We start from the raw sequence: 16246 nt of genomic DNA on the forward strand, positions 1-16246 counted from the left end.
TTTATCCAATATTTTATAATTTAAAAAGAAGTATCTTTATTCATCATTTAAAATAAAACTATCATGTCAAATAAATCAAATGCAATTGCTGCTGTAATAGCTGGTGCTGCGATAGGAGCGGCCATCGGAATTTTATTTGCTCCGGACAAAGGATCAAAAACGCGTGCTAAATTAAAAGAAGGAATAGATGACGCAACACATAATTTGAAAGATTCGTTATCAGCAAGTTCTGAAGTGCTACGTGAGAAGTTTACAAGTGCTACCCAGGGTCTTGATGGAACTTTTGATGAATTGTTATCAAATGTAAGCCATAAAACAGAAGAAGTAATTACTTTCTTAGAATCTAAATTGGCTGATTTAAAAGCGCAGAACGCTAAACTTCAGAAATAATATTAATACATAAAGCGCAAAGCTTGCTTAAATTTTTAAGCAAGTTTTGTGCTTTTTATTCAAACTATAACTATGGCTTTTGAAGAATTAAAAGAAAATACCGAAAATATCCAGGATCAGGCTAAAGTTTATCTTGACAGTCACTTGGCCTATTATAAACTTTGGGGTTTTAAAGTAGCAATGAAATCAACAACTTTAATTTTTAAGTTTACTTTGATTTTATTGTGTTTCAGTATGGTTTTGATTTTTGGTTCTTTCGCAGCAGCGTACGCTTTTGGTTCTTTATTTGAAAGTACAGCACTTGGATTTTTGGCAGTAGGAGGAATCTATCTTGTTTTTACAATCTTGCTTTTCTTTATAAAAGATAAATTTGTTGAAGGCCCAATTTTAGAAAAATTCTCCGAAATCTTTTTTAACGACTAATTATGGAACCGAAAAAATACTCGTCATACGCTGAAATCGAAAGAGATTTGGAAATTCTGAAATTAGAAAAAGAGATTAATTACCAAAAGTTAGTTTTAAGTTTTCAGAAAACAAAGGAAGGAATTACACCGCAGAAAATTGTGAATGGATTCTTTTCATCTTATAAAGATTATTTTTCAAATAACTATCCTAAGATTTTGCAATCATTTTTACCACATATTATCAGTTGGTTATTTAATAAAAAAAGACTCTTTTCAGAGCTACCGTCTGGACACATCTCTAAAGAGTATCCAACCTTGCATGACTGAATTGAATTTTTGCAGGCCAATCCAAAAGGTTGTGATGCCTGGTTTTCTTTCTGAAAGATAACCTTTCCATCCTCCTAATCTAGCAATAGCCCATATATATCGTTTCAAATCTGACGATTTATATGGGTTTTTTAGTTTTTCTGTTTTACCCTCTAATTGTGTGATTTGCAATTCTAAACATTCCATTTCTTGCTCTGAAAAACAGCTTCTGGGTTCAGTCTCTTCTTCGCAGCCATAGGCGATTTGCATAATAAAGAGCTTTATAATAGTCTCCAGCATCAAAAGACATAGTTTACGAACTGCTTTGCCTTGGGATAATTCGCTAGCTTCTATGTTGAAGCCCTCTTTCTTTAAAATTCTAAATACTTCTTCGATAGTCCACCTGTAGGTATACCATTGGATACAAAGTAATGCAGTTTGCAGATCTTCAACTTTCTTTGTCGTTAGTAATCTCCAAAGTATTGGGTTTTCAATGTTTTCTCCAACCTCTTTTGCCTCAATAGCGTAAAGCTTGATTTTATCAGGAAGATGTTTACCTGAATATTGATGTTTGCCTATTGTTATTTCTGAAAAGCGTACTTCTATAGTAGCTGTTCTTTTCTGGATATTTCTCCTTTTGTCTCCTTCTAGTTCAATTGTGTACATCCCTTGAAGCGGCTGAGAACTTAGATGATCGAAAAGTTTGATTTTATTACCCAACAATCGATTAAATCGGGATCTAATCAATAAATGTGTTTTACTGTCTGGGACAAGGCAAAATTGTTCAAAAATATCTCCCTCTCTGTCCTGAATAATGATTATTTCTTTTGCTTTACTTAGTCTTTTCTTAGTTTCAAGAGAAGAATCGATCCATCTGTAAGACTCTTTTTCTTCAATGGGTATACGATTGTGAGTATTGGTCTTCATTTTAGGTGGCAGTTCATGACTTCTATTCCATATTTTCACATCTGAAAAACCATATGGCATTAAAGTATCTGCATCTATGATAAAACTCGGATGAATAAAAAAGCCAAGTCCACCAACAGAAGCATTGGTCAGTCCAATTGACTCATCCTTTTTGATCCTGTTTCTGTGATTATAAAGGTTTATTTCACTACTGTCCTGAATACACAAAACAGATTTATCTTCAACGCAGCTTACACAATTAAGAGACATGTTCTTTATAATATCAGCCTCACTGACATTATCATTTTGCAAAAATCGGTAAATCGCTTTGGCTTCAGCGTCACTTTCTGCTAATTGTCTTATCGAATAAATACTATTAGCAAACAAGCGATTGAGAATAGAATTACCTCTATTCAACAATCGCTTGTCTTTTAAATTTTCAAAATATCTAGTCTGCACTTTTTCTCAAATATAATTAAAAAAAATATTTGTGTCCAGACGGTAGGGCAATTAAGCCTCTTTTTCTTTTTACTATTCTTTTATTTCTGGTTGTATGTCATCTTCATAACCAGATTGTGGCTGAATTGGTTTTGGTTTTTCTACTTTTTTATTGTGCTTTTTCATCATTTCTCCAACCTGGTTTGATGCTGTAAATGAAGCTACCATATTATTTAGCATATCACTTCCAGCTTGTGGAGAATTTGGTAGCAAGATTAAATTTGAATTTGCATCAGCACCAATTGCCTGTAAAGTATCATAATGTTGTGTAACAACAATTAAGGCAGAAGCTTCTTGAGAATTAATTCCAACATTGTTCAAAACTTCAACACTTTCTACTAAACCTCTTGCAATTTCACGACGCTGATCTGCAATACCCTGACCTTGTAAACGCTTACTTTCAGCTTCAGCTTTTGCTTTTGCAACGATTCTGATTCTTGAACTTTCAGCTTCAAATTCAGCAGCCGTTTTTTCTCTGTCGGCAGCGTTGATTCTGTTCATTGCATTTTTTACCTGGATATCCGGATCAATATCTGTTACCAAAGTATTGATAATATCATAACCGTAAGTAGTCATTGCCTCATTCAATTCTCTTTTTACAGCAATTGCGATATCATCTTTTCTTTCAAAAACGTCATCCAATTTTAGTTTTGGAACTTCGGCACGAACAACATCAAATACATAAGCGGTGATCTGATCGTGCGGATATTCCAGTTTATAAAAAGCATCGTACACTTTTTCCTGAATAACTTTAAACTGAACCGAAACTTTCATTTTTATAAAAACGTTGTCTTTGGTTTTCGTTTCGATGATAACATCTAATTGCTGAATCTTAAGATTTACACGTCCGGCAATTCTGTCGACAATCGGAATCTTAAGTTGTAAACCTGAATTTCTAACGCTCAAAAATTTACCAAATCTTTCGATTACAACAGACGATTGTTGTTTCACGGTAAAAAAGGAAGACATAAAAATGAATAATCCGAAGACTAAAAGGATAATTAATGCTGTGTTCATGGTGATATAGTTTAGTTTTATGATTGGGTAAATTACGAATATTCTTCCAATTTAAATTTTTTAGACATTAAAAAAACGCTAAGAACATTTTACAGATGTTTTTTAGCGTTTGATATTTTAAAGTAAATTATTTTATAATGTACTTATTGCTTTTTGAATTCTCGAAATCGTTTCTTCTTTTCCAATGATTTCAACAATGTCAAATAGGTGAGGACCTTTAAGAGCTCCAACCAAACTTAGACGGAAAGGCTGCATAACTTTACCCATGCCAATTTCGTTTTTCGTTAACCAGTCTTTTACAATTGCTTCGATATTTGCTGAGTCAAATCCATCAATATATTCAAGAGTTGAAATCAATTCCTGCATTAAAGCCGGAGTTTCTTCCTTCCAGTTTTTGCTTGCTTTTTCATCATATGATGTTGGAGCCTGGAAAAAGAAATCAGTCAAATCCCAAAATTCAGAAACGAAATGCGCTCTTTCTTTTATCAGGGAAACGATTCTTGTAATGTCATATTTAGAAATATCAATACCTTTTTCAACTAGAATAGGAGTGAAGTCTTTTGCTAAATCAGCATCATTTTGTTTGATTAAATATTGATGATTGAACCATTTGTTTTTCTCCGGATCAAATTTTGCTCCTGATTTATGAACTCTGTTTAAGTCAAAAGCGTCTACTAATTCTTCTAAAGAAAATAATTCTTTATCAGTTCCATCATTCCATCCTAACAAAGCCAAGAAGTTTATAACGGCTTCCGGGAAAAATCCTTTTTCTCTGTAACCTGATGAAACACCTTCTTCGGTTTTCCATTCTAATGGAAACACAGGAAATCCTAACTTATCTCCATCTCTTTTAGATAATTTTCCGTTTCCAACCGGTTTTAAAATCAATGGCAAATGTGCAAATTCAGGAGCATCCCAACCAAAAGCTCTGTATAATAAAACGTGAAGCGGCATAGATGGCAACCATTCTTCTCCACGAATTACGTGTGAAGTTTCCATTAAATGATCATCTACAATATTAGCCAAATGATAAGTTGGCATTCCGTCACTTTTGAATAATACTTTATCGTCAAGAAGATTGGTTTCGAATTTTACATCACCACGAATGATATCTTTTAAATGTAAAGTTTCATCAACCGGAGTTTTAAAACGGATTACATAATGCTCTCCATTAGCAATTCTCTTAGCAACTTCTTCTGCAGAAATTACCAAAGAGGTATCTAACTTTTCGCGATTATGATGGTTGTAAATAAATGTTTTTCCTTCTGCTTCATGTTGTTTTCTATGTGCATCTAAAGCTTCCGGAGTATCAAAAGCATAATACGCCCAACCCGAATTGATCAATTGATCAGCGTAAGATTGATATAAATCTTTACGATCGCTTTGTCTGTATGGACCAAATTTTTCGTTTTTCCCAACGGTTTCTTCAGGAGCAATTCCTAACCATTCTAATGCTTCCATAATATAAGCTTCGGCTCCAGGAACAAAACGAGTCTGATCTGTATCTTCAATTCTTAAATAGAAAACACCATTGTTTTTTTTGGCAAATAAATAATTAAATAGGGCAGTACGAACTCCGCCAATATGTAATGGTCCAGTCGGACTTGGTGCAAAACGCACGCGAACTTGCTTTGACATTTGTTTAAATTTTGATGCAAAGATACGATATTAGTCAAAAGTCAAAAGTCGAAAGTTTGAAAGGTTTTGGATTGTATACAGAACTTTTGACTTTTGGCTTTTGGCTTTTGACTTTCAGACTTATCGTTATAATTATTACTTTTATAGGTTATAATCAAAAGAGATTTTATTTTGAAAACAACATCTGCCATATATCAAAAGTTAGAAGCTTTTATAAAGAAATATTACACCAACGAATTGATAAAAGGAGGGCTTCTTTTTATTGGTTTTGGATTATTGTATTTTCTGTTTACGCTTTTTATTGAGTATTTTCTTTGGTTAAAACCAGTAGGAAGAACGGTTTTATTTTGGATGTTTATTGGAGTAGAAGTTTTCCTTTTGTTCCGATTTATCTTGTTTCCAATTTTCAAGTTGTTCAAACTTCAAAAAGGAATTGATTATAATCAGGCTTCCAAAATTATTGGAAATCATTTTACGGAAGTGAGTGATAAGCTGACGAACTTTTTACAATTATCTTCTTCTGAAAACTCCGCTGAAAGTTCAGAATTAATGTTGGCTTCTATAGAACAAAAAGCGAATTCATTGCAACCAATTCCGTTCGGGAATGCTATTAATTTTAAAGCAAATAAAAGATATTTGCCATTGGCTCTTATTCCAATTTTGCTTTTTGCGGTGTTTTATATTTCTGGAAACAGCAATATCATTTCTCAAAGTTTAAATAGAGTAGTGCATTTCAATGCTACATTTTTGCCACCGGCACCTTTCAAATTTGTGGTTTTAAATTCAAATTTACAAACAGAACAAAACAAAGATTTCGTTATCAAAATGGAATCGGTTGGGAAAGTAGTTCCGGAGAATGTGATGATCCATATTGGAGATGAAAGTTATTTTATGGAATCATCTCAGCCAGGAAAGTTTGAATTCAAGATTGAAAAACCAGTTGATAATGTTCAATTTTCTTTTGAAGGGAATTCGGTCTCATCAGATGAATATGAATTAAAAGTTATTACAGTTCCATCAATTGCCAACTTCGAAATGGTATTGAATTTTCCATCTTATTTAAAAAAGAAATCAGAAACTATCCAGGGAACTGGAAACGCAATTGTACCGGAAGGAACTTTGGTAACCTGGAAAATGAATACACAGTCGACTCAGGAGATTGTTTGGAAGGATGAGAATTCGGTTTTTAAATTCAATAAAGCTGAAAACGAGTTTAAATTGGCTAAAATTATCAGTCAAAATACAGAATATCAAATTCTTACCTCGAATAATAAGGTTAAAAACTATGAAAAATTGGATTATCAGCTGTCTGTCATCAAAGATCAGCATCCAACGATCATAGTTTCGCCTGCACCTGATAGTTTAAAGCTTGATAAAAATTATGTTTTAGGACGATTAGGAGATGACTATGGTTTATCAAAATTACAGATTGTGTATTACGAACGTAACAAACCAAACACGGCAAAGCGCGGAACGATTCCTGTGAAGCAAGCAGTATTTGATCAATTTGTTTTTAACTTTCCAAGTAATCTTGCTGTAGAAGAAGGAGTATCTTATGAATACTATTTTGAGGTTTTTGATAATGATGCGCCTCATCATTTTAAGAGTACAAAATCTTCTGTTTTTTCAGACAGAGTTTCTACTACAGACGAAGTTCAGGATATGGAATTGCAACAGCAAAACCAGAATATAAATAGTCTTGAAAAATCTTTGAAGAATCAGAATAAGCAAATTTCTGAAATGGATAAGATTCAAAATACCGGAAAAGAAAAGGATAATTTAGAGTTTAAAGATCAGCAAAAAATCAATGATTTTATCAAACGTCAAAAACAACAAGACGAATTGATGAAACAGTTCGCTGAGAAAATGAATCAGAATTTAGACAAGTTCAAAGACGAGAAGAAAGATAAAACAGCTGAAGATTTACAAAAGCGTTTAGATAATGCAGAAAAAGATTTGGAGAAAAACCAAAAGCTTTTAGATGAATTAAAGAACCTAAACGACAAATTGAACAATGAAGATTTGTTTGATAAGATGGAAAAATTCAAACAGATCAGTAAGAACCAATCTCGCAACTTAGAACAATTAGTTGAGTTAACAAAACGTTTTTATGTTGAGAAGAAAGCAGATCAGGTTGCTGAAAAATTAAACAAGTTAGCAGATCAACAAGAGAAACTTTCTAATAAAGAAAGTGAAAATACAAAAGACAAACAAGATGAAATCAATAAGTCTTTTGATAAAATCCAGGAAGATTTAATAGACTTAAAAGAAGAAAATAAAACATTAAAAGCGCCTTTGGATATTCCTTCGGATGCTTCAAAAGAAAAAGATGTTGATTCTGATTTGCAAAAAGCTTCTGAAGAGTTAGCTAAAAAGAATACTTCTTCGGCTAAGCCAAAACAAAAAAGTGCTGCTCAAAAAATGAAGAGCATGGCACAACAAATGCAATCGAGCATGGAAGGTGGAGATCAGGAACAACTAGAAGAAGATGTTGCAATGCTTCGTCAGGTTCTGGATAATCTACTAGCGTACTCTTTATCTCAGGAAGACGTTATGAAACAATTTAAGTCGATGAAATTAGGTTCTTCGGCTTATACCAAAAACATAAAAGTACAACAGAATTTGAAACAACAGTTCAAACATGTAGATGATAGTTTGTTTGCTTTGTCTTTAAGAAATCCAAAAGTAGCGGAGGATGTAACGAAGGAAATTGGAAATGTACAATACAATGTTGACAAAGCTATCGAATCTTTGACCGACGTTCAGGTTCCAAAAGGAGTTTCGCATCAGCAATATGCTGTTTCATCTGCCAATAAATTAGCTGACTTTTTAAGTGATTTATTAAACAACATGCAAATGTCAATGTCGAAACCAGGATCTGGAAAACCAAAACCAGGAGAGGGACAAGGAATGCAATTGCCAGATATTATTCAAAAACAAAAGGGGTTAGGTGAAAAAATGAAAGAAGGAATGAAGGAAGGGAATAAACCTGGAGAAGGAAAAGAAGGACAAAGACAAAATGGAGAAGGTAAACAAGGTCAGGGAAAAGATGGAAAAGGCAAAGACGGAAAAGGAAATCAATCTGGAGGAAAAGGAAATGAAAGTAAAGATGGAAATGATGGAGAAGGAGATGCAGAAGCCATTATGGAAATCTACAAAGAACAGGTTAAACTTCGTGAAGCCTTGCAAAAGGAATTAGCAAAGCAAGGTTTAGACTCTCAGGGAAAATCTGTAATTGATCAAATGAAACAATCTGAAAAACAACTTTTGAATAAAGGTTTTAAAAATGAAAACCTTCAAAGGATTTTAAATATTCAACAAGAATTATTAAAATTGAACAACGCAGTTCAGCAACAAGGTCAGGATACGAAGCGTCAATCGGAAACAAATAAAGCTGAATTTTCTAATCGTTCGAATGCTTTACCAAGTTCACTTTTGGAATATTTAAACAGTGTAGAGATTTTAAATAGACAATCACTACCTTTGCGCTCGAATTTTAATCAAAAGGTTCAAGAATATTTTAATACAAAATGATCAATTTTAATTACGAAACCGAATTTACTTTAGACAACGAACAAGCCTTTTCTGATTGGTTAAGTGCTGTAATAGTTTCTGAGAATAAAAACGAGGGAGAGATAAATTACATTTTTTGTGATGATGAATATCTTCATAAGATAAATGTAGAATATCTGGATCACGATACTCTGACAGATATTATCAGTTTTGATTATACAGTTGGTAACGAACTAAACGGAGATATATTTGTTTCTGTAGAAAGAGTAGAAGACAATGCAAAAGATTTTAATGTTTCCTTTGAAGAAGAATTGAAACGTGTTTTGGCTCACGGCATATTACATTACTGTGGATACAAAGACAAATCAGATAAAGACGCTGAATTAATGCGTTCCAAAGAAGATGAAAAAATCGCTATGTTTCACGTGGAACAGTAAGGGAAAATAAATCCCAATAACATAAATCCCAAACACCAATTGTTTCACGTAAAACATAAGACTCGCTAAAAGAAATGAAATGTTTCACGTGGAACATTGAACATTAAAAGATTGGACTTAAAGATTGGACTTAAAGATTGGACTTAAAGATTGGACTTAAAGATTGGACTTAAAGATTGGACTTAAAGATTGGACTTAAAGATTTTAAAATGTTCCACGTGGAACGTTGTTTGTTTGAGTGTTGGGTTTTGAAAAGAAGATCTGTTCCACGTGGAACGATTAAGTTAGATCGTGGAATTTGGAATTTCAAAGATTTAAAAATTGCGCGTCAGCGCCGTTCCACGTGGAACAAAAAGAATAAAGAAGTTAATTCTGAGAACTGCCTTAAACGGTTTCCGGAGAATAATAAAACAAAATGTTTTTAGAAGAATACGATGTTATAGTGGTTGGTGCAGGTCATGCTGGATCTGAAGCCGCGGCAGCGGCCGCAAATTTAGGATCAAAAACTTTATTGGTTACGATGAGCCTGCAGAACATTGCACAGATGTCTTGCAACCCGGCGATGGGTGGAATTGCAAAAGGACAAATTGTGCGTGAGATTGATGCGTTGGGAGGATACTCTGGAATTGTTTCAGACCGAACTGCAATTCAATTTAAGATGTTGAATAAATCAAAGGGACCTGCAATGTGGTCGCCGAGAGTTCAAAGTGATCGAATGCGTTTTGCCGAGGAATGGAGAATGATGTTGGAGGGAACTCCAAATTTGGATTTCTACCAAGAGATGGTAAAAGGTTTGATTATCGAGAACGGAAAGATAAAAGGAATCAAAACTTCGTTAGGAGTTGAGATTCGATCTAAATCTGTTGTGTTGACAAATGGAACTTTTTTGAATGGTTTGATTCATATTGGAGAAAAACAATTTGGAGGAGGAAGAGCAGGAGAAAGTGCCGCGACCGGAATTACGGAAGATTTGGTGAAAGCAGGTTTTGAAGCCGGAAGAATGAAAACAGGAACGCCTCCACGTGTGGATGGACGTTCTTTAGATTATTCTAAAATGAACGAAGAAAAAGGAGATGCAAAACCGGATAAGTTTTCTTATTCTGATTTGACAACTCCATTGACGCATCAAAGATCTTGTCACATGACATACACTTCTTTGGATGTTCATGATATTTTGAGAGAAGGTTTTGATCGCTCGCCAATGTTCAACGGAAGAATCAAAAGTCTTGGTCCAAGATATTGCCCTTCGATTGAAGATAAAATAAACCGTTTCGCTGATAAGGAGCGTCATCAACTTTTTGTTGAACCAGAAGGATGGAATACATGTGAAGTTTATGTGAATGGATTTTCAACTTCGCTTCCGGAGGATATTCAGTTTAAAGCATTGCGTTCGGTTGTTGGATTTGAGAATGTGAAATTCTTTCGTCCTGGTTATGCAATCGAATATGATTATTTTCCGCCTACGCAATTGAAACATACTTTGGAAACAAAGTTAGTTGAAGGTTTATATTTTGCCGGACAAATAAATGGAACGACAGGATATGAAGAGGCAGCTTCGCAAGGTTTGATGGCAGGAATAAATGCGCATTTAAAAGTGCATGAAAAAGCACCATTGATTTTAAAACGTGACGAAGCATATATTGGGGTATTGATTGACGACTTAATTACGAAAGGAACGGAAGAGCCTTATCGTATGTTTACATCAAGAGCAGAATATAGAACATTGTTGCGTCAGGATAATGCCGATTTCAGATTAACACCGATGTCGCATGAAATTGGCTTAGCTTCTGAAGCTCGTTTACGCAGAATGGAAAAGAAATTAAACGAGTCTGAAAAGATGGTTGCTTTCTTTAGAGAGACGAGTGTTTCGGTTGCTGAAACAAATCCAATTTTGGAAGCTAAAGAAACAGCTCCGATTACGCAAGGTGATAAGATGTTTAAAGTTTTCTCTCGTCCACAAATTGATTTGGAGGATATGATGAAATTTGAAAAAGTAAAAGAATATATTGAAGCTAATGATGTTGATCAGGAAATTTTGGAACAAGCCGAAATCCAGGTTAAGTATTCTGGTTATATCGAGAAAGAAAGAAATAACGCAGACAAACTTACTCGTTTAGAAGAAGTGAAAATTCCGGAGAATTTCGATTACAATAAAATCAAATCAATGTCAATTGAAGCAAAACAGAAATTAAGTAAAATTCGCCCTGTGACAATTTCGCAAGCTTCTAGAATAAGCGGAGTTTCTCCTAGTGATATTTCTGTGCTTTTGATCTATATGGGAAGATAAATGTAGAGACGCACTAAAGTGCGTCTTTATCTGTTTCAGGTTTCATGTTTCAATTTGTTGGAACGCGAAACTAGAAGGGAATTTTAATTTTAAGGAGTGAACCTGAAACTTGAAACATGAAAAACTTGAAACAAAAATAAATTGTTCCACGTGAAACTATTTCAGTAATCTAAAATCTAAACGTTTGTCTTATGAAGATAGTGGAAACAGAAATTCTGTCTTTGGAAGAAAAAGAAGTTTTGCGTGAAATTTGGAACAATGAGTATCCGGCACGGTTATATCTAAATACGCTTGAAGATTTTGAATTGTATTTAAACGGACTTTCAAATACAAAACATTATTTGCTGTTTGATGATTCAAATAAGATTATTGGCTGGACATTTACTTTTTTGAGAGATGAAGAAGATTGGTTTGCTATTATTTTAGATAGTAAAATTCAGGGAAGAGGCAATGGTACATTTTTGATTAATGAAATAAAAAAGAATAATATCAGTTTGAGTGGTTGGGTTATTGACCACGGAAATGAAGTAAAACAAAATAAAGAATTATATAAAAATCTCCAATGCCTTTTTATATTAAAAATGGTTTTACAACTTTGACAGAAATAAGAATTGAAAACGAAAAAATGTCAGGTGTAAAAATAAATTGGAAACGCTAAAAAAACATTAAATAATAAACCTAAAAATGAATTTTCATTTTTAGTGTTTGCTATAAAATTAAACCAAATACCTACTAATTATAAAATGGACGTTTTAAACAAAAAACACTTTCTTACTGTAAAAGATCATTCTGTTTCGAAAGAAATTTTTGAGTTGTATCATGATGAAACTTTAGACATGCTGATTACATCTCCACAACCCGATTTGGAAAATCTTGGAAAATATTACGAAAGTGAAGATTACATTTCGCATACAGACAACAAACGTTCCTTCTTTGAAAAAGCGTATCATTTTGTAAAAAATATAGCGCTGAAAAATAAGCTGAATTTAATCAATTCTGAACAACCTCATAAAGGAAGAATTTTGGACATCGGTGCCGGAACAGGAGATTTTTTATTGACTGCAAAAAATGATGGTTGGGAAACTGTTGGAGTGGAACCAAGCGAGCGTGCAAAAAATATTGCCATACAAAAAGGAATCTCTTTTGTAAATGAAATTGGTGATCTTGGAAATAGTTCTTTTGACGTAATTACAATGTGGCACGTTTTAGAACACGTTCCAAATTTAGAATTACAAATTGAGGAATTGAAGCGTTTACTTAAACCAACTGGAACATTAATTGTTGCGGTTCCAAATTTCAAATCGTACGACGCAAAATATTATAATGAATTTTGGGCAGCTTATGATGTGCCAATTCATTTTTGGCATTTTTCAAAAAAAGCTATTCAATCGCTTTTTGAAAAAGTGGATATGAAATTGGAAAAAGTGCTTCCAATGAAATTTGATTCTTTTTATGTGAGTTTATTATCCGAAAAATACAAAACCGGAAAAATGAATTATATCAGAGCATTTTTCATCGGATTAAAATCAAATTTGAAAGCGGGTAGTACAAAAGAGTATTCATCTCACATTTATGTCTTAAAAAACAAGTAAAACGCAATTTAAGCGCGTTTCTGGCGTTTTTTTACTTTAACCGAGGGAATTTATGTCTTTTTCGAGAAGATGTTTCTAATGAAAGCTATTAAAGCTGGTTTTAATAGTGTTGAATTATTGACATTTTTCTTTCCATAAATAAAAACAATATCATAAAATTATAGCATTTTTTAAACTTTATGTTGATGCTATTTATTTTTTTATATTTTTGTCTTCAATACAATAAAAAAAATAGAAATTTAGAAAATGAAAAAAGCATTAGTAATTATCGCACTTTCAATTTTGGTTGTTTCGTGTAATAAAGCAACAGAGGTTAAGGAAGTAAAAACAGCTTACGTTGATACTTCAGTTTTAATGAAAGAGTACACTGAAGCAAAAGATCTTGAGGCTAAATACAAAGCTCAGGCAGAAGAAAAAGGAAGACAGCTACAAGCGGAAATTACTCGTTTTAAACAAGACGCTGCTAATTTTCAAAGTCAGGCACAAGCTAATGGTCAGGCATGGGCTCAACAAAGAGGAGCTGAATTGCAAAAAAGAGAACAACAATTGGGTTATGCTCAACAAGCTTTGTCTCAACAATTACAGCAAGAAAGTGGAGTTGAAATGGATTCTCTAATAAGCGGAGTTAAAAAATTCATCAAAGATTACGGTAAGAAAAAAGGTTATTCTTATATCTACGGAACAGGAGATGCGGCATCAATTTTATACGCTGAAGAGAAATATGATATCACAAAAGATATTATTAAAGCTTTGAACGATAAATATAAAGCAGAACCAAAAACAGAAGCTCCGGCTAAAGAAGAAGCTAAAAAATAATACCAAACTAACTAACTAAAGAAAAAACCTAAATCTGTCAAGATTTAGGTTTTTTCTTTTATAAAAACACGATACTTTTGATATTTCAATACACGCCCAATGCAAAACGTCTCAGAAGCTGCTGCTTACACCTTACAATTCATCAATCAAACGCAAAAATCGATATTTCTAACCGGTAAAGCTGGAACAGGAAAGACGACCCTTTTGCGCGAAATCATTGCAACCACACACAAAAATACTGTTGTTGTGGCTCCAACTGGTATTGCCGCACTGAATGCTGGTGGTGTGACCATTCATTCGATGTTTCAGCTGCCATTTTCAGCTTTTTTACCCACTTATGAGGAGAGTTCACAATTTACTGAGACGGTAAAATTCGAAAATAAAGAATCGCTGCGCAGGCATTTCAAAATGAATAATGTTAAGCGTAATGTGATCAGAAACATGGAGTTACTGATTATTGATGAAGTAAGTATGTTGCGTGCCGATTTACTTGATGCTATTGATTTTATGATGCAGACGGTACGCAGAAATTCACGTGCGTTTGGTGGTGTTCAGGTGCTTTTTATTGGAGATTTATTGCAATTGCCGCCTGTAATCCGCGATGAAGAGTGGCGAACTTTGAGAAATTATTACAAAGGAAAATTCTTTTTCCACTCGCATGTAATTCAGCAAAATCCGCCTTTATACATTGAATTATCTAAGATTTATCGCCAGAGTGATGATAAATTCATTTCGGTTTTGAACAATCTTCGAAATAATCAGATTACACCGCTGGATATTCAGATTTTGAATGAGTATGTAAAACCAGATTTTGATCTAAAAAACAATCCTGGTTATATAACATTGACCACACATAATGCTAAAGCCGATTCGATGAATGAACAGGCAATTAACGATTTGGCAGGAAATGAACATGCTTATCAGCCTTTTGTGGTTGGAGATTTCCCTGAAAAAATCTTTCCTGTTGAAGAAAATCTGAAGCTAAAGGTTGGTGCACAAGTGATGTTTGTTAAGAATGATTTGTCTTTTGAAAAACGCTATTTCAACGGAAAAATGGGTGTTATCAAATCGCTTTCGCCCGAAGAAATTTTTGTGCATTTTCCGGAAGAAAATAAAACCATAGAAGTGGAGAAGTACGAATGGAAAAACATTCGTTACAAAGTAAATGAGCTGACAAAAGAGATTGAAGAGGAAGTTTTAGGCACATTTGCACATTATCCGCTCAAATTAGCCTGGGCGATTACGGTGCATAAAAGTCAGGGATTAACTTTTGAGAAAGCAGCGCTTGATGTATCGCAGGTTTTTGTTCCCGGACAAGCCTATGTAGCATTATCGCGTTTAACGTCTTTAAATGGGCTTATTTTGCTTTCTCCGCTACAAATGAATGGCATTTCGAATGATCAGGATGTAATGGACTACGCTTTGAATAAAGCGACAGAAGAAGTCCTGAAAAATTCGCTGCATTTTGAAACCAAAAATTTTATTCATAACTATTTGATAAACAGTTTCAATTGGGCCGATTTAGCTCAGGAATGGCGCAATCATCGCTTTAGCTATAACGAGAATGCGGTAAATTCAGAAAAAGCAAAACATTCGGTTTGGGCGCATAAACGTTTAGAAACGATTGATTCGCTGGTTGATCCTTCTCAAAAATTCGTTCAGCAACTCAATAAAATTTTCAGTAAAGAAACTGTCGATTTGATTTTTGTGCAGGAAAGGGTAGTGGCAGCCTACGATTACTTTTTCAAACCAATGGACAAATTAGTTACAGACCTTTTGCAGAAAATGGCTGAAATTCAGAAATTTAAAAAAGTCAAAGAATTTTATGAAGAATTGGCGCTTTTAGACGATCTGCAAACCAAAGCCGTTTTGCGCTTAATGAAGGCCAAATTGCTAATAGAAATTGTTGTTGCAGGTGAAACCATCTGCAAAGAGAAATTGACCTCTACAACAATTAAAAACTATAAACTGGACAAGGTCGCGAAGATTCGGGAGGAGTTTAATATGTCGAATACCGATATTTTTAAATTGGATGAACCTACAGTGCGTTATACAGCCAGAAAATTAGACAAAAACGAACCGAAAGCTCTGAAGAAAACAACAGTTGAAGAAACGCATGATTTATGGCTTGAGAAAAATTCAATTCAGGATATTGCCAGAATTAGAAAACTTACGATGCAAACTGTTGAAATGCATTTGGTTAAATTAATTCAGGCGAAGAAAGTTGATATTTCAGATGTCTTGCCGTATGATAAAATTCTCGCTTTGCGTGAGGCTTTTGAGTTTTATCAGGAAGAATCTCTGAACGGATTGAAAGAAAAACATGGCGACGAATTTACGTGGGACGAACTTAAAATGTTCAAAGCCAGCATTAATTAATTTTGTGTTTTGTAACTTAGTGTTTGATAATTGGAATTAGCCAATTAAACATTATGTAAAATA

At 33.8% G+C, this 16246-nt stretch carries 13 protein-coding genes; 10 read left to right on the forward strand and 3 right to left on the reverse strand.

Going from position 1 to position 16246, the window contains the following annotated elements:
* Window positions 1-63 precede the first annotated feature (63 nt).
* The 3 genes from IHE43_RS02630 (at window position 64) to IHE43_RS02640 (ending at window position 1121) form a co-directional block, all read left to right on the forward strand.
* Window positions 64-390 (forward strand): YtxH domain-containing protein, encoded by a 327-nt coding sequence (locus tag IHE43_RS02630; RefSeq protein ID WP_192186550.1) that lies wholly within the window; start codon window positions 64-66, stop codon window positions 388-390.
* Window positions 391-462: 72 nt separating this feature from the next.
* Window positions 463-813 carry a hypothetical protein gene (locus IHE43_RS02635; RefSeq protein ID WP_056196687.1) on the forward strand — a complete coding sequence of 117 codons (351 nt, stop codon included), beginning with the start codon at window positions 463-465 and terminating at the stop codon, window positions 811-813.
* A gap of 2 nt (window positions 814-815) precedes the next feature.
* Entirely contained in the window at window positions 816-1121 is a 306-nt protein-coding gene (locus IHE43_RS02640; RefSeq protein ID WP_192186551.1) for a DUF6327 family protein, read from the forward strand.
* Here the strand turns inward: IHE43_RS02640 and IHE43_RS02645 are convergent.
* The 3 genes from IHE43_RS02645 to gltX form a co-directional block, all read right to left on the reverse strand.
* Complete coding sequence (locus IHE43_RS02645; protein ID WP_225585084.1) at window positions 1074-2465, reverse strand: IS4 family transposase; 1392 nt, start codon at window positions 2463-2465, stop codon at window positions 1074-1076. The two genes, IHE43_RS02640 and IHE43_RS02645, sit on opposite strands and share 48 nt — an antisense overlap.
* Before the next feature lie 72 nt (window positions 2466-2537).
* Window positions 2538-3521: an SPFH domain-containing protein gene (locus IHE43_RS02650; RefSeq protein WP_192186552.1), complete on the reverse strand. Its 984-nt coding sequence runs from the start codon at window positions 3519-3521 to the stop codon at window positions 2538-2540.
* A 132-nt stretch (window positions 3522-3653) separates the two neighbouring features.
* Window positions 3654-5159: a glutamate--tRNA ligase gene (gltX, locus tag IHE43_RS02655; RefSeq protein WP_192186553.1), complete on the reverse strand. Its 1506-nt coding sequence runs from the start codon at window positions 5157-5159 to the stop codon at window positions 3654-3656.
* 171 nt (window positions 5160-5330) lie between these two features.
* Between gltX and IHE43_RS02660 the strand changes: the two genes are divergently transcribed.
* The 7 genes from IHE43_RS02660 to IHE43_RS02690 all read left to right on the forward strand — a co-directional run bounded on the left by IHE43_RS02660 (window position 5331) and on the right by IHE43_RS02690 (window position 16183).
* Complete coding sequence (locus IHE43_RS02660) at window positions 5331-8693, forward strand: hypothetical protein (RefSeq protein WP_192186554.1); 3363 nt, start codon at window positions 5331-5333, stop codon at window positions 8691-8693.
* Window positions 8690-9109, forward strand: a complete 420-nt coding sequence (ybeY, locus tag IHE43_RS02665) for an rRNA maturation RNase YbeY (protein ID WP_072970009.1) — start codon at window positions 8690-8692, stop codon at window positions 9107-9109. Before IHE43_RS02660 ends, ybeY begins: the two co-directional genes overlap by 4 nt.
* A 415-nt stretch (window positions 9110-9524) precedes the next feature.
* Window positions 9525-11396, forward strand: a complete 1872-nt coding sequence (gene mnmG, locus IHE43_RS02670) for a tRNA uridine-5-carboxymethylaminomethyl(34) synthesis enzyme MnmG (RefSeq protein WP_192186555.1) — start codon at window positions 9525-9527, stop codon at window positions 11394-11396.
* Between the two features lie 191 nt (window positions 11397-11587).
* Window positions 11588-11995 carry a hypothetical protein gene (locus tag IHE43_RS02675; protein WP_225585354.1) on the forward strand — a complete coding sequence of 136 codons (408 nt, stop codon included), beginning with the start codon at window positions 11588-11590 and terminating at the stop codon, window positions 11993-11995.
* A 144-nt stretch (window positions 11996-12139) separates the two neighbouring features.
* A complete protein-coding gene (locus IHE43_RS02680; RefSeq protein WP_192186556.1) occupies window positions 12140-12988 on the forward strand; it encodes a bifunctional 2-polyprenyl-6-hydroxyphenol methylase/3-demethylubiquinol 3-O-methyltransferase UbiG in 849 nt (282 codons plus the stop codon).
* A 246-nt stretch (window positions 12989-13234) separates the two neighbouring features.
* Window positions 13235-13804, forward strand: coding sequence for an OmpH family outer membrane protein (locus IHE43_RS02685; RefSeq protein ID WP_192186557.1), 570 nt, complete (start codon window positions 13235-13237; stop codon window positions 13802-13804).
* Window positions 13805-13903: 99 nt separating this feature from the next.
* Window positions 13904-16183, forward strand: coding sequence for a helix-turn-helix domain-containing protein (locus IHE43_RS02690; RefSeq protein ID WP_192186558.1), 2280 nt, complete (start codon window positions 13904-13906; stop codon window positions 16181-16183).
* Window positions 16184-16246 lie beyond the last annotated feature (63 nt).

The organism is Flavobacterium sp. MDT1-60 (assembly GCF_014844035.1).
Classification (GTDB): Bacteria; Bacteroidota; Bacteroidia; order Flavobacteriales; family Flavobacteriaceae; genus Flavobacterium.